15 protein-coding genes are annotated in these 19,346 nt (G+C 72.2%); 3 read left to right on the top strand and 12 right to left on the bottom strand.

The features are described 5' to 3' along the window. Positions 1 to 149: 149 nt before the first annotated feature. From ACIQCJ_RS20440 to ACIQCJ_RS20425, 4 genes are all read right to left on the bottom strand, one after another. Positions 150 to 1,253 (bottom strand): Gfo/Idh/MocA family protein, encoded by a 1,104-nt coding sequence (locus ACIQCJ_RS20440; RefSeq protein WP_402712119.1) that lies wholly within the window; start codon positions 1,251 to 1,253, stop codon positions 150 to 152. Continuing rightward, a complete protein-coding gene (locus ACIQCJ_RS20435) occupies positions 1,250 to 1,993 on the bottom strand; it encodes a sugar phosphate isomerase/epimerase (protein ID WP_355347778.1) in 744 nt (247 codons plus the stop codon). The genes ACIQCJ_RS20440 and ACIQCJ_RS20435 overlap by 4 nt, the downstream gene beginning before the upstream one ends. Before the next feature lie 101 nt (positions 1,994 to 2,094). After that, positions 2,095 to 3,015: a sugar phosphate isomerase/epimerase gene (locus ACIQCJ_RS20430; RefSeq protein ID WP_355347775.1), complete on the bottom strand. Its 921-nt coding sequence runs from the start codon at positions 3,013 to 3,015 to the stop codon at positions 2,095 to 2,097. 1 nt (position 3,016) lies between these two features. Then, positions 3,017 to 4,192 carry a Gfo/Idh/MocA family protein gene (locus ACIQCJ_RS20425; RefSeq protein WP_402712118.1) on the bottom strand — a complete coding sequence of 392 codons (1,176 nt, stop codon included), beginning with the start codon at positions 4,190 to 4,192 and terminating at the stop codon, positions 3,017 to 3,019. Positions 4,193 to 4,349: 157 nt separating this feature from the next. Between ACIQCJ_RS20425 and ACIQCJ_RS20420 the strand changes: the two genes are divergently transcribed. Both ACIQCJ_RS20420 and ACIQCJ_RS20415 read left to right on the top strand, forming a co-directional pair. Continuing rightward, positions 4,350 to 5,531, top strand: coding sequence for an ROK family protein (locus tag ACIQCJ_RS20420; RefSeq protein ID WP_317452715.1), 1,182 nt, complete (start codon positions 4,350 to 4,352; stop codon positions 5,529 to 5,531). Positions 5,532 to 5,644: 113 nt separating this feature from the next. Further along, positions 5,645 to 6,760 (top strand): DUF5954 family protein, encoded by a 1,116-nt coding sequence (locus tag ACIQCJ_RS20415; RefSeq protein ID WP_402712117.1) that lies wholly within the window; start codon positions 5,645 to 5,647, stop codon positions 6,758 to 6,760. 118 nt (positions 6,761 to 6,878) lie between these two features. On the opposite strand, the gene ACIQCJ_RS20410 is transcribed toward ACIQCJ_RS20415, so the two are convergent. The 8 genes from ACIQCJ_RS20410 to ACIQCJ_RS20375 form a co-directional block, all read right to left on the bottom strand. After that, entirely contained in the window at positions 6,879 to 8,285 is a 1,407-nt protein-coding gene (locus tag ACIQCJ_RS20410; RefSeq protein ID WP_402712116.1) for a DNA-3-methyladenine glycosylase 2 family protein, read from the bottom strand. A 105-nt stretch (positions 8,286 to 8,390) separates the two neighbouring features. Beyond that, positions 8,391 to 8,813: an NTP pyrophosphohydrolase gene (locus ACIQCJ_RS20405; RefSeq protein WP_402712115.1), complete on the bottom strand. Its 423-nt coding sequence runs from the start codon at positions 8,811 to 8,813 to the stop codon at positions 8,391 to 8,393. Then, positions 8,810 to 9,934 (bottom strand): aldose epimerase family protein, encoded by a 1,125-nt coding sequence (locus ACIQCJ_RS20400; RefSeq protein ID WP_402712114.1) that lies wholly within the window; start codon positions 9,932 to 9,934, stop codon positions 8,810 to 8,812. Before ACIQCJ_RS20400 ends, ACIQCJ_RS20405 begins: the two co-directional genes overlap by 4 nt. Positions 9,935 to 10,127: 193 nt before the next feature. After that, positions 10,128 to 11,144, bottom strand: coding sequence for a LacI family DNA-binding transcriptional regulator (locus ACIQCJ_RS20395; protein WP_355347756.1), 1,017 nt, complete (start codon positions 11,142 to 11,144; stop codon positions 10,128 to 10,130). A 101-nt stretch (positions 11,145 to 11,245) separates the two neighbouring features. Then, positions 11,246 to 12,292, bottom strand: a complete 1,047-nt coding sequence (locus ACIQCJ_RS20390; RefSeq protein WP_188285164.1) for an ABC transporter permease — start codon at positions 12,290 to 12,292, stop codon at positions 11,246 to 11,248. Beyond that, complete coding sequence (locus tag ACIQCJ_RS20385; protein ID WP_355347753.1) at positions 12,289 to 13,257, bottom strand: ABC transporter permease; 969 nt, start codon at positions 13,255 to 13,257, stop codon at positions 12,289 to 12,291. Before ACIQCJ_RS20385 ends, ACIQCJ_RS20390 begins: the two co-directional genes overlap by 4 nt. Continuing rightward, complete coding sequence (locus tag ACIQCJ_RS20380; protein ID WP_402712113.1) at positions 13,254 to 15,008, bottom strand: sugar ABC transporter ATP-binding protein; 1,755 nt, start codon at positions 15,006 to 15,008, stop codon at positions 13,254 to 13,256. The genes ACIQCJ_RS20385 and ACIQCJ_RS20380 overlap by 4 nt, the downstream gene beginning before the upstream one ends. Before the next feature lie 317 nt (positions 15,009 to 15,325). Next, positions 15,326 to 16,417: an ABC transporter substrate-binding protein gene (locus tag ACIQCJ_RS20375; protein ID WP_355347747.1), complete on the bottom strand. Its 1,092-nt coding sequence runs from the start codon at positions 16,415 to 16,417 to the stop codon at positions 15,326 to 15,328. Between the two features lie 431 nt (positions 16,418 to 16,848). Between ACIQCJ_RS20375 and ACIQCJ_RS20370 the strand changes: the two genes are divergently transcribed. Further along, positions 16,849 to 19,293, top strand: coding sequence for an RICIN domain-containing protein (locus ACIQCJ_RS20370; RefSeq protein ID WP_402712112.1), 2,445 nt, complete (start codon positions 16,849 to 16,851; stop codon positions 19,291 to 19,293). The last annotated feature ends 53 nt before the right edge of the window (positions 19,294 to 19,346 follow it).

Here is a 19,346-nt window from a genome sequence, read left to right as displayed (position 1 = left end):
TCAACACCGGCGCCGCCTTCGGCTCGCTGGCTACCGGCGAACCCCACCGCGCAGCGGTGAAGCGGCGGTGAACGGTACTCAGAAAAACCCCGGTCGACCCATCCCCCCACGGGTGGGCCGACCGGGGCCGACGGTGGTCGACCGCTGCGTCAGGACAGCGTCGAGGCCGCCGGGTCCCACGCGTCCGGCAGCGGTGACACGGCCGGGGCGCTGGTTTCGAGGGTGCGGACGGTGTGCTCTTGCGCGGCGTCCGTCACCGTGGCCATCAAGTCGAGTACGTGCTGGGCGAGTTCGCCGGAGGCGCGGTGCTCGGTGCCGCCCCGGATGGCGCGGGCCATGTCCAGGACGCCCAGGCCGCGACCGGCGACCGTACCGGTGACGGGCAGGTCACGCCAGTCGTCGTCACCGAACGCCCGGACCTGCAAAGGCCCTTCGAAGGTGTTCGGGTCGGGCAGCGACAGCGTGCCCTCGGTGCCGGTGACCTCGATGAGGCGGCGCGGCACCGAGGAGTCGAAGCTGAAGGTCGCCGAGCCGCTGGGGCCACCGGCGAAGTCCAGCAACGCGTGCACGTGCGTGGGCACTTCCACCGCGAAGGACGTGCCCTCCTTCGGCCCGGAACCGATCATCCGCTGGGCACGCGCCTGCCGCGCCGAGGCCGAGACCCGTGCCACCGGCCCGAACAGTGCGACCAGCGCCGTCAGATAGTACGGACCGATGTCGAACAGCGGCCCGGCACCGTACTGGAAGAGGAACTCCGGGTTCGGGTGCCACGACTCGGGGCCGGGCCCCTGCGTGACGGCGGTCGCGCTCACCGGCTCGCCGATGACCCCGGCGGCCAGCGCCCGCTGCGCGGACTGGAGCCCGGCCCCGAGGAAGGTGTCGGGAGCGCTCCCGACCCGCAGCCCGCGCGACCGCGCCTCGGCCAGGATCTTCGCCCCGTCGGCCGGCGCCAGCGCGAGCGGCTTTTCGCCGTAGACGTGCTTGCCCGCCTGGAGGGCGGCCGTGGCGACCTCCGCGTGCACGGCCGGGATCGTCAGGTTGACGACGATCTCCACCTCGGGGATCGCCAGCACCGACGCGAGGTCGCCCGCGGCCGGAATCCCGTACGTCCCGGCCGCCGTACGGGCGCGCTCGACGTCGATGTCGGCGACGGCGAGCACCCGCAGGTCGGGGAAGGCGGTGAGATGGTCCAGATACTGCGCGCTGATGACACCGGCGCCGACGACGGCGACGCCGACCGGGCCTGTGGTCATGAACGCTCCAGCGCGGTGAGGTAGGAGAGGCTTTCCGCGACGGCCTCGAAGATGTCGCCCGCGCAGGAGTCGAGTTCGACGATCCGCTGCGCGTCGGGCGCGGCGGCCAGGATCGACGGCACGTCGATGCTGCCCTTGCCGACCGCGGTGTGCGGCTCGTCCTTCACACCGGGACCGTCCTTGACGTGCAGCGCCAGCACCCGGTCGCCCAGCGCGCGCAGCAGCGCCGGCACATCGGCCCCGCCGACCGCCGCCCAGTACGTGTCGACCTCCAGGAACACCTCGGGGGCCAGCCGGTCCGCCAGCTCCTCCAGCGCGGTCCTGCCGTCGAAGCGCGGCTCGATCTCCCACCAGTGGTTGTGGTAGCCGATCCGCATACCGCGCTCGGCGGCCTTCTCGGCGAAGCCGTTGAGGAGGTCCGCGGTGCGCGAGAGACCGTCGGGGGTGGTGAACTCCTCGTGCGCGATCCCGCCGGGGATGATCACCAGGTCGGTGCCGACCGTGGCGATCGCGTCGAAGACCTCCGACGCCTCCTTGTCGAACAGGGCGTAGGCGTGCGTGCTGTTGACGCTCAGCCCCAGGTCGTCGGCGACCTTGCGGAAACCGGTCGGGTCGGCCGTGGGGTCGTACGCCTCGACGGCTGTGTAACCGATCCCGGCGAGGCGGGACAGCGTGCCGTCGCGGTCGGCGGCGATCTGGTCCCGGAGGGTGTAGAGCTGGATGCTCAAGGGCGTGGCCATCGTGACGATGCCTCCTGGAAGTACGGCGGGTGCGGGTACGGCGGGTACTGCGCGTGCGGGTGGTGCGGGGGAGCGGCGGCCGGCGGTGACGCGCGGTCGGATCAGCCGACGATCAACGGCCGCAGCGTGCGGTGGGCGATCTCCAGACCCTGGGTGATCCGCTGGACGTCGCCGCTCCAGACGGGGTCCTCGTGCTCGACGGAGAGCGTGCCCGTGAAGCCGCCCTCGTAAAGGGTGTCGACGATCCGGCGCCAGTCGACGTCGCCGAGCCCCGGCACCCGGTAGCGCCACCAGCCGCTGTCCCAGCCGTCGGTCCGCGCCACCGACCGGCCGAAGAAGCCGTAACGGTCCCTGGCCCGCGGGTCGAGCTGCGCGTCCTTGGCCTGCGCGTGCGGAATGCGGTCGATGTACGGCTTCAGCGCCTCGACCGGGTCGATGCCCAGCCACAGCAGGTGCGAGGGGTCGTAGTTGAGATAGAGGCCGAGGCCGAACATCCACTCCCACAGCTCGGGGGAGTAGGCGAGGTTGCCCGGATAGCCGTCCGGGTGCCAGCCCTCCATCACACAGTTCTCGATGATGATCTTCACACCGCGCTCGCCCGCGTACTCCACCAGCGGCGGCAGCTCCCGCTCGGCCAGCGCGATGTTCTCCTTCACCGTCAGACCGGGGTGGCGGCCGACGAACGTGCCGACGTAGTCCACGCCCAGCAGTTGGGCGGCGTCCACGTTGGCGCGTACGTGGGCGGCGATCTCCGCCCTGCGGGTCTCGTCCGGGTGCAGGTTGTTCTCGTAGTACGCCAGCGCGGACAGCGTCAGGCCGTGCCGGTCGAACAGGCCGCGCACCTCGTCGGCCCGCTGCTTGCCGAAGCCGGTCACGTCGATGTGGCTGGCCTCGAACTCCCGTGAGCCGGTGGATGGCCAGGTGGCCACCTCCAGCGACTGGTAGTCGTGCGAGGCCGCCCACGCGGCGATCTCGTCCAGCGGGAGCTGCGGAAGGCAGGCGGTCAGGAAGCCCAGCTTCATCTCAGGAGACCTCTTTCCAGGTCCGGTCCGCCGCCGATTTCAGTACGGCCTCGGTCAGGCGCACCATGCGGGCGGCGTCGTCGAAGGTGGGGAACGTGCCCCCGGTGCCGTCGGCCGAGGACCCGCCCGCCGCGCCCGCGGCGCGGATCGCTGCGTGCACATCGCGGACGAAGGCGGCGAAACAGTCGAGATATCCCATCGGGTGGCCGCCGGGGACCACCGAGAGCCGGGCCGCGGCGGGCGAGAGCGTGGCCGGGTCGCGCAGCACCGCCGCGTTCTCACCGCGGCTGCCGACGAACAGCGACTCGGGGTTCTCCTGGTCGAAGGCGAGCGAGGTCCGCGTGCCGTCCACCTCGAACCACAGCCGGTTCTTCCGGCCGGGCGAGATCTGCGAGACGGTCACGGAACCGGTGGCGCCGCGATCGGTGCGGAACAGGAGCTGCACCACGTCCTCGGTGTCCGGCCTGACCCGCGCGCCGCCGTCGCCGGCGGGACCCGTACGGTCCACGGTCTGGCTGACCGCGGTCAGCTCCGCGATTCGGTGCCCGGTCACCCACTCCACCAGGTCGCACCAGTGCGAGCCGATGTCGGCGAAGGCGCGGGAGGGCCCGCCCGCCGCCGCGTCGACCCGCCAGTTGGTGTCGCCAGGCTCCGAGAGCCAGTCCTGGAGGTAGTGGCCGTGCACCAGCCGGACCTCGCCCGCCCGGCCGTCCAGCACGCGGGACCGCGCCTCGGCCGCCATCGGGTGGTAGCGGTAGACGAACGGCACCGCCGCCACCAGACCGCTGTCCGCGGCGAGCGCCGCGAGCGCGTCCGCGGTGGCCGACGACGTGGTCAGCGGCTTCTCGCACACCACGTGCTTGCCCGCCCGCAGCGCCAGTTCGGCGAGCCCGGCGTGCGCGTCGTTGGGCGTACAGATGTGCACCACGTCGACGTCGTCACTGGTGACCAGCGCCTCCGAGGAGTCGAAGGCCCGCTCGACCCCGAGCGCCGCCGCGGCCTCCTTGGCCCGCGCGGGCGTCGACGCGCTGACCCCGACCACCGGGGCACCGCTCCTGCGCACCGCGTCCAGGTGCACCTGGCCGATCATCCCCACACCGGCGATGGCCGTACGCAGTGCCGGACGCGATGACGTGCGCAGCGAAGAACCCGCTGTAACCGAGCTAGTCCCGCCCACAAGTGCCCTCCCTTTCCGCTTGCTTGAAACGCTAGCCACCGCTGTTTCGGTTGACAATGGCAATATTTCCGCTATCTTCTGTCATAAATCGGGGGCCGGGCCGCACAGGACGCGGACCGGGACGACGGACGTACGGCGCAGGGGAGGGCAGGAACCGGTGACAGCCGCAAGCGACCGGCAGTTGACCGCGCTCAGCGAACTGGCGGGACTGGTGGCGGGCGGCGCCACCCGGCGCAGCCAACTCGCCACCGCCACCGGGCTGTCCAGGGCCGCGGTCGCCCAGCGGGTGGACCTGCTGATCGCCAAGGGACTGCTGGTCGAGACCGGCACTATGGCCACCGAGCGCGGGCGCCCGCCGCTCACCCTCCAACTCGCCTCGCGGAACGCCGTGGTCTGCGCCGTCGACCTCGGCGCCACCCACCGCACGGTCGCCGTCGCCGAACTCGGCGGCCGGGTCCTCGCCGAAGCCACCGAAGCCCTCGACATCAACGCGGGACCCGAGGCCGTACTGACCGGGGTGCACGAGCAGATCGGCCGCCTGCTGGCCGACGCGGGACACCCCGCCGACCACGTACGCGCGATCAGCATCGGCGTGCCGGGCCCGGTCGAGGCCCGCACCGGTACGGTGATCCGGCCGCCGATCATGCGCGGCTGGGACGGCTACCGGGTCCCCGGCTTCTTCGCCGGGCGCTACCACGCGCCCGTCCTCGTCGACAACGACGTCAACATGATGGCCCTGGGCGAGTACGGCCACCGTCCGGCCACCGCCCATCTGCTGTACGTCAAGGTCGGTACGGGCATCGGCTGCGGCATCGTCTCCGGCGGCGTCGTGCACCGCGGGGCCAGCGGCGCCGCGGGCGACATCGGCCACATCCGCGTGCCGGGCCACGACGACGTGCTGTGCCACTGCGGCAACACCGGCTGCGTCGAAGCCGTCGCCTCGGGAGCGGCCATCGCGGCGAAGTTGCGGGAGGCAGGGTTGCCCGCCGAGCACGCCGCCGACGTGGTCCGCCTCGTGGCCGCGGGCGACCCGGTGGCCCGCCGCCAGGTACGGCTGGCCGCCCAACGGCTCGGCGACGTCCTGGCCTCGCTGGTCAGCTTCTACAACCCCGACACCATCGTGCTCGGCGGCAGCATCGCCAGCCTCCACGACGACCTGCTCGCCGACATCCGCGGCGCCGTCTACCGCAGGGCCCTCCCGCTGGCCACCAGAACCGTCGCCATCGAGACCACGATGCTCGGCCGCAGGGCGGGCATCGAGGGCGCGCGGCGGCTGGCGGTGCAGCATCTGCTCTCGCCCGAGGGCATCGGACACGTGCTCGCGGAGCCCGCGGTCTGAACCACTGTTGCCCCCATACCTGCCGGTGGACGCGCGTCACGTCAACTCACGGACCCATGACGGCTTTGGCGTATGGGTCGCGTACGCCCCCGCGGTGTGGGCATGCTGGTCCCATGGATGCGCACGGCGACGATGTTCCTGCCTACCAGTCGATCCGGGTCACCACGCCCGAGTCCCCGGTCGCGGCGCTCGCCGACATCGAGGCGTGGAAGGCGAGAAAGACCTACCCCTCGATGCTGTTCGCGGGCGGCCCGGTCTTCGGCATCGCGTGCGAACTGGATTCCGGCGGCTGGGAGTTGCACCCGTACTTCAGCGGACTCGCCCCGCAGGACGCCCGCGACAGCCTCGGCTCCCACTTCCGCCGCCTCGCCCACGCGGTCGACGAGGCCGGTGACGCCGAGGCGCGGGCCGAACTCCTCGCCGCGGGCGAGCGCATGGACTGGGAAGCTCTCGACGAGGTGACGGTACGCGGCAGCCGCTACCGCGTGGTGCGCGCCGAACGCTTCATCCGCATGGGGCCCGACGGTCCCGAACCCCCGCGCGACACCGACCCCGACCCCAGCGGCCCCGGCGAGTCCGGCGGCTTCGACCCCGCCGCGGGCCTGGTCATCGACCCCGTCAACGCGACCGGCATGTCCGAGGGCATCCTCAAGGTGGAACTCCTCGCCGCCCTCCGCAAAAGCGGCACCGTCCCCGCCGACGTTCGCGACGACTCACGGCACGCCGCCGACACCCACCCCGGCGGTGTCCTGCTCCCCGCCACCTTCATGACCGCGGAACGCGACGGCGGCAGTTGGCGCCCCGACTCCAGCGGCACCGCCACCACCCCGCAGGCGGCCCGCGACGGCCTCGCCATGCAACTGCGCGTCATGCTCCCCTGGCAGAAGGACCTCAGCCCCGAGCAGCGCGAGATCTACTCCCGCGCCGCCGACCACCTCGACGAACACCGCTGCGACGAACTCGACGTCGCAGGACGCCACTTCCGCGTGATCCGCGTCGAACGCCTCATCCGCATCGGCCCCGACGGCCCCGAGGGCCCCCGCCCCTCCGACCCCGACCCCACCCCGCCCGTCATGGTCCAGGACCAGCAACTGCGCGAACAGGGCCTCCTTACCGACGAGGACGAGGAGCCCGACCCCGAACCGGACGAGCACATGCGGAAGTTCATGCGCCTCTTCGAGGAAGAACGGCTCCGCCGGGACAACCTCAAGAACAAGCCCCACCCCTGACCCACCCGGCCGGGCACCGCTGCGCCCAAGAGCCTGCGCCCCTGCGGTACGGCTGCGCGGGGAGGCGGAGGGGCGGCAAGAGAGGGGAAGGGCGGTGCGCCCGCGCAAGGCGCCCCCCTTACCCCTGACCTCCCCCTCCCACCCCCCACCAGTAATGAGCCGCATAGGACCGCCACGGACGCCACCTCTCCGTCCCGGGCGGCACCGGCTCCGTCGAGGGGAAGACGTCCGGGTCGCCGAGGGCGCGCATGCGGATGTGGGCCGCGGTCAGGGGGGTGATGCCGGGGACGGTCAGGAGGGACCGTTCGGCGGCGTCGCGGTCGGCGCCCGGGTCGAGGGTGACCGTGCCGTCGGCGAGGGCGCGGCAGAGGTCTCTGACGGGGGAGCGGCCGGCCGGGCTGCCCAGGTCGGCCTCGGCCAGGTCCTCGGCCCGCGGGAAGAGGTGTGTGAGGGCGCCGTCGGGGGCGCTCAGCGGGGTGCCGTATCGGGCGACCAAGGCGGCCAGGGGCGCCGGGGAGAACGGCGCGGTGCCTTCGCCCAGGGCGGCGCGGACGGCGTGTTCCGCCGGGTCGGGGGAGCCGGGGGAGCGGAGGCCGGGAAGGGCGGCGACCAGCGGGGCCAAGCGCGGGTCGGAGCCCAGGCGTTCGGCGACCGCGTACGGATCGGCGTCGAGGTCGAAGAGCCGGCGGACGCGCTGGGTGGCCGTGGTGAGGTCGCGGAGATCGCCCAGGTGGAGTCGGCAGTCCAGCCAATTGCCTGTGCCGGGCCGCTCGGCGACCTCGGCGATGCCCGTGCCGTGGGGGAGCCGCAGGGTACGGCGGTACGTACGGCTGCCGGGGGCGCCGACGATCTCCTCGACGCCGGGCACGGCGCGTGCGGCGAGGAAGTCGAAGACCCGCGCGGAGGCGTAGGGGCCCCGGAAGGCCAGCCGGAGCGGCACCCCGGCGGCCCCGCCCACCGGCCCGGAGCGCGCGTCCGTGCGCAGCTCGGTCGGGGTGGCGGCGTAGATCTCCCGGATCGTCTCGTTGAACTGCCGCACGCTCGCGAAGCCCGACGCGAAGGCGATCTCGGCGGCCTGGAGCGAGGTGGTCTGGAGGAGCACCCGCGCGGTGTGGCCGCGCTGCGCCCTGGCCAGGGCGATCGGCCCGGCGCCCAGCTCGGCGTTGAGCTGCCGCTGCACCTGCCGGGCGCTGTAGCCGAGCCGGGTGGCGAGGCCCGCGACGCCCTCGCGGTCGACGACGCCGTCCCCGATGAGCCGCATCGCGCGGCCCACCATGTCGGCCCGCGCGTTCCAGTCGGCGGAACCCGGTACCGCGTCCGGCCTGCACCGGCGGCAGGCCCGGAAGCCCGCGCCCTGGGCCGCGGCGGCGGTCGCGTAGAAGGACACGTTCTCGCGCTTCGGGGTGATCGCGGGGCAGCTCGGACGGCAGTAGATCCCGGTCGTGGCCACGGCGAAGAAGAAGACTCCGTCGAAGCGCGCGTCCCGGCTGCTCACCGCCTCGTATCTGCTGTCCTCGACTGTCATGCGTCCCAGTATGCGAGGGCTCCGGCGCCCCGAGCTGGCGGAAATCGGACACGGCCTTCCGGCGAGCGCGGCGTCACCGGAGCCCCGCCCCCGGGGGCACCGGCGTCAGCGTGGCCGGACCGCCCGCGGCCCCACGACGGCCGCGCCGACCTCCGTGACGCGCGCTCGCAGGCCACGGTCGGCGGTGACGACGAGGCACGGGCGGTCGGGGTCCGCGGTGCGCGAGCGGGCGGCGACCTCGGTGATGAGGTCGTCGCCGCTGCCGGGGGCGGACTCCACGCGTACGCCGGGTACCGGCTCGACGCCGCGCGCCGCGCCCTCGACGATCAGGACGATGTCCAGCCGGTGGCCGCGGGCCCACGGCGGGGCGCCGCTGTCCTCGGCGAGGCCGGACGCGGCGAGCGGCACGAGGGCGTCGCGCAGCCGCTCGGCGGCGCCGCGCCGGTCGCGCCACCAGCCGTCGGGCACCGAGCCGACGACGTTGGCGCCGTCCACGACGAGCAGGGGTGCGGTCGGCGCGCTCGTCACCGGCCGCCCGCCAGGTGCGGGAAGCGGAATTCGGTGCGGCTGCGGAAGACCTCGTCGGGACGCAGCTCGGTCGAGGGGTACTCGGGGTGGTTCGGCGAGTCCGGCAGGTGCTGGGTCTCCAGGCACACCGCGTCGTGCGCGTGGTACGTCCGCCCGTCGGGGCCGGTCAGCGAACCGTCGAGCTTGTTGGCCGTGTAGACCTGGATGGCCGGTTGCGTGGTGCGCACCTCCATCACCCGGCCGCTGTCGGGGTCGGAGAGGACGGCGGCGACCCGCGGCTCGCCCACGGCCTCGCCCGTACCGCCGCAGTTGCCGCGCAGCACGAAGCAGTGGTCGTATCCTCCGGCCGTCTTGATCTGCGGGTCGGCGTCCCGCACGCCGTCGCCGAGGGGGCGCGGCTCGTTGAGGTCGAACGGTGTCCCCTCCACGGCCTGTTCCGGCCCCCAGGGGATGGACTCGGGCGTGGCGGGCAGGAAGCGGTCGGCGTCGACGTACAGGGTGTGGCGCAGCACGTCGCCTCCCGCGATCCGCGACGCGGCTTCGGCGCCGTCCCTCGCCTCCGACCCGCCCAGGTTGAAGTACGCGTGGTTGGTCAGGTTGACCACCGTCGGCCGGTCGCTGCGCGCCTCGAAGTCCAGCGACAGCGTCCCGTCGTCGTCGAGCGCGTACGTCACCGTGACGTCCATCGCGCCGGGGAAGCCCATGTCGCCGTCCGGGCTGTGCAGCGTCAGCCGCAGCGCGCCGGGCAGCGGCTCCGCCCGCCAGACGCGGCTGTCGAAGCCCTCGGGGCCGCCGTGCAGATTGTGGCCGCCGTCGTTGTCCGGGAGCCGGTAGTGGCGGCCGTTGAGCGTGAAGCGGGCCTCGCTGATCCGGTTGGCGTAACGGCCGACGAGCGCGCCGAAGTACGGGGTGTCGGAGGCGTACGCCGCCAGGTCGGGCAGGGACAGCACCACGTTGGCGGGGCGGCCCGTCGGGTCGGGCACGTGCAGCGCGTGCAGGACGCCGCCGTAGGTGAGGATCTCGGCGCTCACCCCGGAGGCCGAGCTGAGCCGCCAGCATTCCACTCGCCACCCGTCGGGAGTGGTGCCGAAGGGTTCGCTGAGCGGGGTGGGACGGGGCATCGGCAGTCCTCGTAAAGGGGGTCGGGGCGACGGATGCCGGACGCGGCGGGCGTCCGACGACGGGAAGGCGGCGGCAAGGCGGCGAGAAGACGACGGGGAGACCGGGCGGGGAAACCGGCCGGGGGCGCGACCACGGGCGACCACGGTCGGGCACCGGTGGCCGACCCCCCGGGGACAACGCTACGCGGCGCGCTCACCCCGCTCTGGGCGCGGTCGACTCCCTGGTGACCAGCGTGTATCCGGGCGTGATCCGCTCCGGCCTGATCTGCGGCGTACCGGTCAGCCGCGCCACGACCCGCTCCACGGCGAGCCGTGCGATGGCCTGTTTGTCCGGGGACACCGTGGTGAGCGCGATCGTCGAGAAGCGGCCCTCCTCGACGTCGTCGAAGCCGACCACCGACACGTCCTGCGGCACCCGCAGCCCGCGCTCGACCAGGGCCCGCATCGCGCCGAGCGCCATCAGGTCGTTGTACGCGAACACGGCGTCGGGGCGGGTGCCGCGGTCGAGCAGCGCGTTCATCGCGGCGGCGCCGTCCCAGCGGCCGTAGCCGTCGGTGGCGGCCACCAGCGAGTCGTCGTCCGGCAGCCCGGCCGCCGCCAACTCCTCCCGCCAGCCGCGCAGTCGCAGGTGCGCCGGTTGCCTGGCGCTCTCCCTGCGGGCGCCGAGGAACGCGATCCGCCGGTGCCCGAGGCCGGTCAGGTGCCGTACGGCGGTACGGGCCGCCGCCACGTTGTCGATGGCGATCTGGTCGTACGGGGCGTCGTACTCCCGCTCGCCGAGCAGCACCAGCGGCGCGTCGTCCATGCGGCCCAGCAGGTCCGCGGCCTCCAGCTCGATCGGGCTGAGGATCAGGCCGTCGATGACATGGGCCCGGAAGCCCTGCGAGACCAGCACCTCCTTCTCGCGCTGGCCCGCGGTGTGGTCGAGCAGCACCGTGTAGTCGTGCCGGGCGGCGGCGTCGATGACGGCGCCGGCCAGCTCCGCGAAGTACGGGTTGCCGAGTTCGGGGACGGCCAGCGCGATGATGCCGGTGCGGCCCTTCCGGAGATGGCGGGCCGTCAGATTCGGCCGGTAGCCCAGCTCGTCGATGGCCCGCTGCACGCGCTCCCGCATCCCCGGCGTGACATGCGGATAGTTGTTCACCACATTCGACACGGTCTTGACGGACACGCCCGCCAGTCGCGCGACATCCTTCAGGCTGGCGCCCACGGAGTTCCTTCCCTCGGCCGACCTCGTGCGAGGCGCGGCGGTTCCGGCCTCAGTGTGCTGGAGCCGGTCCCGCGGATCGCGGACGGCCCCTCCCGGCCCGGTCAGGTGCCCCGGCGGGCGGCCGACAGATAGCGCTGGGCGACGACGACCACGATCAGGAAGCCGCCGCTGACCACCGACTGGTAGGAGGAGTTGAGCGAACCGATCTGATTGATCAGATTCTGGATCACACCGAGCAGCAGCACGCCCCACAGCGTGCCCGACACCGAACCCGCGCCACCGACCAGCAGCGTGCCGCCGATCACCACCGCGGAGATCGCGTCCAGCTCCATGCCGACACCGATGATGGTCACACCCGAGGACAGCCGGGCCGCGTTCAACGCGCCCGCCAGCCCCGCGAGCAGCCCGCTGAGCGTATAGACCAGCACCTTCGTACGGGCCACCGGCAGCCCCATCAGCAGCGCCGCGTCACCGCTGCCGCCGACGGCGAACAGCGCCTGGCCGAACGAGGTGCGCTGGAGCACGAGGCCGCCGACCCCGAACAGGGCCAGCGCGATCAGCACCGGGTAGCCGAAGCCCCACACCGCGCCGCCGCCCAGCTCCTGGAAGGCCGAGCCGCGCGGCACGAGATAGGTGGTGGCGCCCTCGTGGGTGAGCGCGAGCAGCAGCCCGCGCGCGCCGAGCAGCGAGGCCAGCGTCACGATGAACGGGGCCATCCCGGCCCGCGCGACCAGCAGTCCGTTGAAGGTGCCGATCGCGCCGCACACCACGAGCGGCACCAGCAGCGCGGGCAGGAATCCGTACTGCGAGGCCCACGCGGCCAGTACACCGCCGAGCGCGAAGACCGAGCCGACCGACAGGTCGATGCCGCCGGTGACGATCACCATCGTCATGCCGAGCGCGACGATCGACAGGAACGACGCCTGGATGGTGATGCCGCGCGTGTTGTCGAGGGTGGCGAAGGAGTCGAAGACGAAGGACGAGATCAGGCAGAGCAGGACGAGGACGGCCAGGACGCCCTGGCGCTGGAGGAGTTCGGCGGCGCGCTGCCGCCCGGAGGGGCGGGACTCCGCGCTCACCGGCAGCGGCGCGTCACCGGCCACGGCGAGCGCGGGAGCGGGGGCGGCTGTTTTCACGAGGGCTTTCATCGGGATCGACGCTCCCGGGCGACGTAGACGGCGACGAGGATGATGCCCGCCTGGACCATCTGGGCGGTGGAGTCGTGCAGATTGTGGGTGACGAGCGTGGCGTGCAGGAGCTGCATCAGCAGCGCGCCGAACACCGTGCCGAGGACGCGTACCGAGCCGCCGGTCAGCGGGGTGCCGCCGACCACGACCGCGGTGATGGCCGACAGCTCCATCAGATTGCCCAGCGAGGACGGGTCGCTGGCGGTCAGCCGCGCGGTGGCGAGCACACCCGCGAGCGAGGCCAGCACCCCGCACAGCACGTACACGCCGATCAGCACCCGCTTGACGGGGAGTCCGGCGAGCCTGGCCGCGGCGCGGTTGCCGCCGATGGCCACCAACTGGCGTCCGAAGGTGGTGCGTTGCACCAGAAAGGCGACCAACAGCGCGAGCACGCCCGCGATCAGGACGACGATCGGGACGCCGAGCACGCTGTTCGTGCCGAGGTCCAGCAGATTCTGGTTCTCGATCTGCTTGAGCTTCCCGTCGGCGATGACCAGGGCCAGGCCCCGGCCGCCGACGAAGAGCGCCAGGGTGGCCACGATGGGTTGCAGCCCGACCAGCGACACCAGCGAGCCGTTGATCAGGCCGACGAGCACACCGGCGAGCAGCGCCACCGACAGCGCGGGCAGCAGGCCGTATCCGAGGTAGAGCGGCAGCACGGAACTGGCCAGCGCCATCGTGGAGCCCACCGACAGGTCGACGCCCTCGGTGCCGATCACCAGCGCCATGCCCAGTGCCACGATGACGACGGGGGAGACCTGGACGAGCTGCGTGCGCAGATTGTCCGTCGTCATGAAGTGGTCGGTGAAGACGCCGTTGAAGACCAGCAGCGCGGCGACCGCGGCGTACACGCCGTACCGCTGGAGCCAGTCCGCGATCCGCGACCGGTCCAGGCCGCGCGGGAGTGAGTACGGGGCCGAGGTCATCGCGGGTCCTCCTTCGCGGTGGCGGAGCCGGAATCCGCCGCGGGAGCGGGTGCGGGCTCTGCGTCGGCGGGTACGGGCTCCGGGTCGGCGGCTGCGGGCTCCGGGTCGGCGGCTGCGGGTTCCGGGTCGGCGGCTGCGGGTTCCGGGTCGGTGTCCGGCGCGGCGGCGCTGTCGTCGTCCCCGGTCTCCGCCAGTACGGCGAGCAACGCGCTCTCCTCGACGTCGTCGCCGGTCAGCTCACCGGCCACCGCTCCGGCGCGCAGCACCACGATGCGGTCGGCGCCCTCGACCAGCTCCTCGATGTCGGAGGAGATCAGCAGGACGGCCAGGCCCTCTCCCGCGAGGTCGTCGATCAGCGACTGCACCTCGGCCTTGGCGCCGACGTCGATGCCGCGGGTGGGCTCGTCCAGCAGCAGCACCTTCGGCTCCAGGCAGAGCCAGCGGGCCAGCAGCACCTTCTGCTGGTTGCCGCCGGACAGCTCGCCGACCTTCTGCTCGGGGCCCGCGGCCTTGATCCGCAGCCGCTTCATGAAGATGTCGACGATCCGGTCCTGCCGCTGCCGGGACACGATCCCGGCGCGGGACAGCCGGGGCATCGCGGCCAGCACGATGTTCTCCCGGACCGAGAGGCCCGGCACGATGCCCTCGGCCTTGCGGTCCTCGGGCAGCAGGCTGATCCCGGCCCTGATCGCGGCGGACGGGGTGAGGCGGCGCACGGTGTGCCCGCCGACGGTGACCTCGCCGCTGTCCAGTGACAGCGCCCCGGACAGCGCCTTGGCGGTCTCGCTGCGCCCCGAGCCCAACAGGCCGCCGAGGCCCAGCACTTCGCCGGGCCGCAGGTCCAGGCCGATGTCGTGCAGCAGGTGACGACGGGTCAGTCCTCTGGCCGTGAGCACCGGTTGGCGCTCGGCGGTGTGGCCCTCGCCGAAGCTGGTGGCACCGTGCCTGCGGACCTCGGCGATCTCCCGGCCGAGCATCAGCGAGACCAGCCGCACCCGGTCGGTGTCGGCCAGGTCGCCGCTGTGCACGAGGCGCCCGTCGCGCAGGACGGTGACGCGGTCGCAGATCCGGTACAGCTCGTCCATCCGGTGGCTGACGTACAGGATCGAGATGCCGCGCTCGTGCAGCTCACGGATCACCCGGAACAGCGTCTCGACCTCGCGCGGTTCGAGCGACGAGGTGGGCTCGTCCATGACGACCACCCGGGCCCGCACGGAGACGGCGCGGGCGAGCGCGACCATCTGCTGGGTGCCGATGCCCAGGGTGTGCAGCGGGCGGCGCGGGTCGGCGGTGATGCCGAATCCGCCGAGGAGTTCCGAGGTCTCGCGGTGCATCCGGGGGAAGTCGATCAGCCCGAAGCGGTTCTTCGGCTCCCGGCCCAGGAAGATGTTGCGGGCCACGCTCATCAGCGGGACCAGGTTCACCTCCTGGTAGATGGTCGAGATCCCGGCCCGCTGCGCCTCGTGCGGGTGGTGGAAGGCGATCGGCTCGCCCGCCAGTCGCAGTTCGCCGTCGTCGGGCCGGTAGACCCCGGTGAGCAGCTTGATCAGCGTCGACTTGCCCGCGCCGTTCTCCCCGACCAGCGCGTGGATCTCGCCCTCGCGCAGGGTGAAGGAGACGTCGTCGAGCGCCACCACGCCTGGGAAGCGTTTGCTGACGCGGACGGCCTCCAGTACGGCCCCGGCCGCCGGTGGCGGGCTCGGCGGACCGGGCGGCGCGGACTGGGCCGCGGCGGCTTCGGGTGGTGCCATGGTCGTGGCCTTCCGGGGTCGCGGGGAAGCGGGAACTCTTCTACGGGCTGACGGGCTGACGGGCTGTACGGGCTCTACTGGTGGGGCGGGCTCTTACGGGCTGGGCGGGCTCTACGGGTTGGGCAGGCTCTACGAATGGGGCGGCCCGGCAGGCGGCGGCCCTGTGGCCGTACGGGCTACAGGCGCCCCCACCGGCTCGACAGCCCGGCGGGCCGACCCGCCGATGGTGCGGCGTACGGCGGGGAGGCACCCCGCCGTACGCCTGTCCGAGGGGTGGCGCGGGGGGAGCCGCGCCACCGGTTCCTCCTGACCGAAGGTCAGAACGCCCCGCCGACCGACGCCTTGGCGTTGGACTCGTCGTAGGCGCGGTCCGAGATGATGACGTTCTCCGGGATCGCCTCGCCGCTGTAGAACTTCTGCGCGGTGGCGAAGGCCAGCGGGCCGAAGCGCGGGTTGGACTCGATCACCGCGTTGTACGTGCCGTTGACGATCGCCTGCACGGCGTTGCGGGTGCCGTCGACCGAGACGACCTTGACGTCCTTGCCCGGGTTCTTGCCCGCGCTCTTGAGCGCGGTGACCGCGCCGAGGCCCATCTCGTCGTTCTCCGCGTAGACCGCGGTGATGCCCGGCTTGGACTGGATGAGCTGCTCCATGACCTGCTGGCCCTTGTCACGGGTGAAGTCACCGGTCTGCTGGGCGACGACCTTCAGGCCGGGCGCCTTGGCGGCGATCTCGTCCACGAAGCCCTTGGTGCGGTCGGTGGTCACGTTGTTGCCCGAGGAGCCGAGCAGGATCGCGACCTGGCCCTTGCCGCCGGTGGCCTTGATCATGGCGTCCGCCGCGCGCTTGCCCTGCTCGACGAAGTCCGAGCCGAGGAAGGTGACGTAGTCCTTGCAGGACGTGGCGTTGATCTTCCGGTCGATGGTGATCACCGGCACGTGCTTGGCGGCGGCGGCCTTCAGCGCCGGGTCCAGGCCGTCGGAGTTGAGCGGCGCGACGATCAGGAGCTGCGCGCCCTGCGCGAGCATGTCCTGGATGTCGCTGATCTGCTTGGGGAGTTGGGACTGCGCGTCGGTGGTCAGCAGCTTCTTCACGCCGAGCTTGGCGGCCTCGTCCTTGATGGACTGGGTCTCGGCGATACGGAACGGGTTGTCCTCCTTCTCCGACTGGGAGAAGCCCACCACCGCGTTCTTCAGGTCGAGCTTGGGGGCGCCGTACGCCGTCAGGGTGCAGCCCGCGCCGGACGCCGTCGGGTCCGTGGTGACCTGCTGCTGCGCCGCCTGGTCCGAGCCGGAGGGGGAGGCGCCCTTGTCACTGGACTCCGACTTGGAGCAGCCGGTGGCGGCCAGCCCTGCGGTGGCCAGCAGCAGACAGGTGGCGGCCAGTGCGCGGGTTCTGTGGTTCGTCATGCTCACGACACTCCTTGGTCGCGACGGCAGCGGCCGTCGAGTCGTACGTGGGTCCGGCTCCGTGCCGGGGCGGGTGCGCTTCCGGGGTCCGGTCCGGGCTCCCCGAGGAGGCGGTATGACGTGCGGAGATGGCGGCGCTCCGGGGGTGGGAACGCCCGTTCCCTCCCTCGGCTTTACAACGTTATATACGCGCGGCGGCACCTCGACAACCCGTCGTTCCCGATGTTTCCAAAATGCTTCCCACCGCTGTGATCCGTGCTCAGGCAACAACCCCGACAGGCCCGTACGACTTCTGTCGCTGCTCTGGACATGCCCATCCCTGCGTGCTGTCATTCCGGGTGGCACCGCCGTTTCCAACGTTGGAAGGACCGTCGCCGCCAGGGTTCGCGCCCCCGCAGCGCCCCACCCGAAGCCACCAGGAGCCACCCCCCATGCCCCTGAACCGTCGTCAGTTCGCACTCACCGCACTCGCCGCCGGCACCGCAGGGCTCCAACTGCGGTTCGCGGGCGGCGCCCAGGCCGCCCCCACGCCTGCCGCGGCCCGCGTCGCCCCCGCCCGCGGCGGCCTCTACGCGCCGAACGCCGCACCGCTGGCCCCCACCGCCTTCCTGCGGCTGCCGCCCGGCGCCGTCACCGCGCGCGGCTGGCTCGACGGCCAACTGCGCCTCCAACTCGCCGGTCTGTGCGGCCGGTATGCCGACATCTCGCACTTCCTCGCCATGGACAACAGCGGCTGGGCGCACCCCGACCGCGCCGGCTGGGAGGAAGTGCCGTACTGGCTGCGCGGCTATGTCGACCTCGCCGTGCTCACCCAGGACGCCACCGCGCTGGCCGCCGTACGCCGCTGGATCGACGCCATCGTGGCCACCCGGCAGTCCGACGGCTTCTTCGGCCCGACGGCCCTGCGCACCTCGCTCGGCGGCGGCCCCGACTTCTGGCCGTTCCTCCCGCTGACCTGGGCACTGCGCAACTGGCAGGAGTACAGCGGGGACACCAGGATCATCCCGCTGCTGTCCGCCTTCTTCCGCTACATGAACGCCCAGGGCCCCGGCGCCTTCAACCAGAGCTGGGTGTCGGTGCGTTGGGGCGACGGCCTGGACAGCGTCTTCTGGCTCTACAACCGCACCGGCGAGAGCTATCTGCTCGACCTCGCCGACAAGATCCACGCGGGCGGCGCCAACTGGGTCAACAACCTCCCGTCGCTGCACAACGTCAACATCGCCCAGGGCTTCAGGGAACCGGCGCAGTACGCGCTCCGCTCGCCGTCCAACGCCCTCACCCAGGCCGCCTACCAGAACTACACCGCGGTGATGTCCGCCTACGGCCAGTTCCCCGGCGGCGGCTTCGCGGGCGACGAGAACGCCAGACCCGGCTTCGGCGACCCCCGGCAGGGCTTCGAGACCTGCGGCATCGTGGAGTTCATGGCCAGCCACCAGTTGCTGGCCCGGATCACCGGTGACCCGCTGTGGGCCGACCGCTGCGAGGACCTGGCCTTCAACTCACTGCCCGCGGCCCTCGACCCGGCGGGCAAGGGCGTGCACTACATCACCAGCGCCAACAGCGTCGATCTGAACAACACCCCTAAGACGCAGGGGCAGTTCCAGAACGGCTTCGCCATGCAGTCCTTCCAGCCGGGCGTCGACCAGTACCGCTGCTGCCCGCACAACTACGGCATGGGCTGGCCGTACTTCACCGAGGAGCTGTGGCTCGCCACCCCCGACAACGGCCTGGCCGCCGCGATGTACGCACCGAGCAGCGTCACGGCCAAGGTCGCCGACGGCACCTCGGTCACCATCACCGAGACCACCGACTACCCCTTCGCGGACACGGTCACGCTCAAGATCACCGCACCGCGCGCCCTGGCCTTCCCGCTGTACCTGCGGGTCCCCGGCTGGTGCTCCGCCCCGCGCGTCACCGTCAACGGCCAAGCGGTCAGAGCCCCTTCGGGACCCGCCTTCACCAAGATCAGCCGCACCTGGAACAGCGGGGACACCGTCACCGTCCAGCTCCCGCAGCAGACCACCGTCCGCACCTGGTCCGCCAACCACGGCGCCGTCTCCGTCGACCACGGACCGCTCACGTACGCGCTGAACATCGGTGAGAACTATGTGCAGTACGCGGGCAACGCCGAGTTCCCCGAGTACGAGGTGCACGCCACCACACCCTGGAACTACGGGCTCGCGCTCGACTCCGGGTCCCCGTCCTTCACCAAGTCGGGCGGCTCGCTGGCCGCCAACCCCTTCACGCACGACGGCACGCCGGTACGGATCACCGTGCCCGCCCGCCGTATCGCGGAGTGGAAGGCGGACGGACAGCAGGTCGTCAACCCGCTCCAGACCAGCCCGGCCCGCAGCACCGCGGCCGTCGAGACCGTCACGCTGATCCCGATGGGCGCCGCCCGGCTGCGGATCTCCGCCTTCCCCACCGCCACCCCCAACGGCACCCCGTGGGCACCGGCAGGCGACTACCTGAGGATCTGGAACAAGAACTCCAACAAGGTCATGGGCGTCGACCTGATGTCGACCGCGAACAGCGCCCACGTCGTGCAGTTCGACGACAACGGCACCGCCGACCACCTGTGGCAGCTCGTCGACAACGGCGACGGCTGGTACCGCATCCGCAACCTCAACTCGCAGAAGATGCTGGGCGTGGACCTGATGTCGACCGCGAACAGCGCCCAGGTGGTGCAGTTCGACGACAACGGGACCGCCGACCACCTGTGGCAGCTCGTGGCCAACGGCGACGGCTGGTACCGCATCCGCAACAAGAACTCGGGAAAGGTGCTCGGCGTCGACCTGATGTCGACGGCCAACAGCGCGCCGGTCGTGCAGTACGACGACAACGGCACCGCCGACCACCTGTGGCAACTGCGCTGAGCCCCCGGCTCCCCCCACCCCCGCTCCGCTCTCCTTCCCCCCACCTCTGAGGA

Source organism: Streptomyces sp. NPDC093221 (assembly GCF_044753885.1).
Lineage (GTDB): Bacteria > Actinomycetota > Actinomycetes > Streptomycetales > Streptomycetaceae > Actinacidiphila.
The sequence above is the reverse complement of the archived record's forward strand: the minus strand, read 5'-3'. Positions and strand labels throughout refer to the sequence as shown.

Bases quoted from the DNA above. Each gene is read 5' to 3' on its own strand.
- ACIQCJ_RS20440 (WP_402712119.1), bottom strand. From the start codon at position 1,253: ATGACCACAGGCCCGGTCGGCGTCGCCGTCGTCGGCGCCGGTGTCATC.
- ACIQCJ_RS20370 (WP_402712112.1), top strand. From the start codon at position 16,849: ATGCCCCTGAACCGTCGTCAGTTCGCACTCACCGCACTCGCCGCCGGC.
- ACIQCJ_RS20430 (WP_355347775.1), bottom strand. From the start codon at position 3,015: ATGAAGCTGGGCTTCCTGACCGCCTGCCTTCCGCAGCTCCCGCTGGAC.
- ACIQCJ_RS20400 (WP_402712114.1), bottom strand. From the start codon at position 9,934: ATGCCCCGTCCCACCCCGCTCAGCGAACCCTTCGGCACCACTCCCGAC.
- ACIQCJ_RS20410 (WP_402712116.1), bottom strand. From the start codon at position 8,285: ATGACAGTCGAGGACAGCAGATACGAGGCGGTGAGCAGCCGGGACGCG.
- ACIQCJ_RS20415 (WP_402712117.1), top strand. From the start codon at position 5,645: ATGGATGCGCACGGCGACGATGTTCCTGCCTACCAGTCGATCCGGGTC.
- ACIQCJ_RS20385 (WP_355347753.1), bottom strand. From the start codon at position 13,257: ATGACCTCGGCCCCGTACTCACTCCCGCGCGGCCTGGACCGGTCGCGG.
- ACIQCJ_RS20390 (WP_188285164.1), bottom strand. From the start codon at position 12,292: ATGAAAGCCCTCGTGAAAACAGCCGCCCCCGCTCCCGCGCTCGCCGTG.
- ACIQCJ_RS20375 (WP_355347747.1), bottom strand. From the start codon at position 16,417: ATGACGAACCACAGAACCCGCGCACTGGCCGCCACCTGTCTGCTGCTG.
- ACIQCJ_RS20380 (WP_402712113.1), bottom strand. From the start codon at position 15,008: ATGGCACCACCCGAAGCCGCCGCGGCCCAGTCCGCGCCGCCCGGTCCG.
- ACIQCJ_RS20435 (WP_355347778.1), bottom strand. From the start codon at position 1,993: ATGGCCACGCCCTTGAGCATCCAGCTCTACACCCTCCGGGACCAGATC.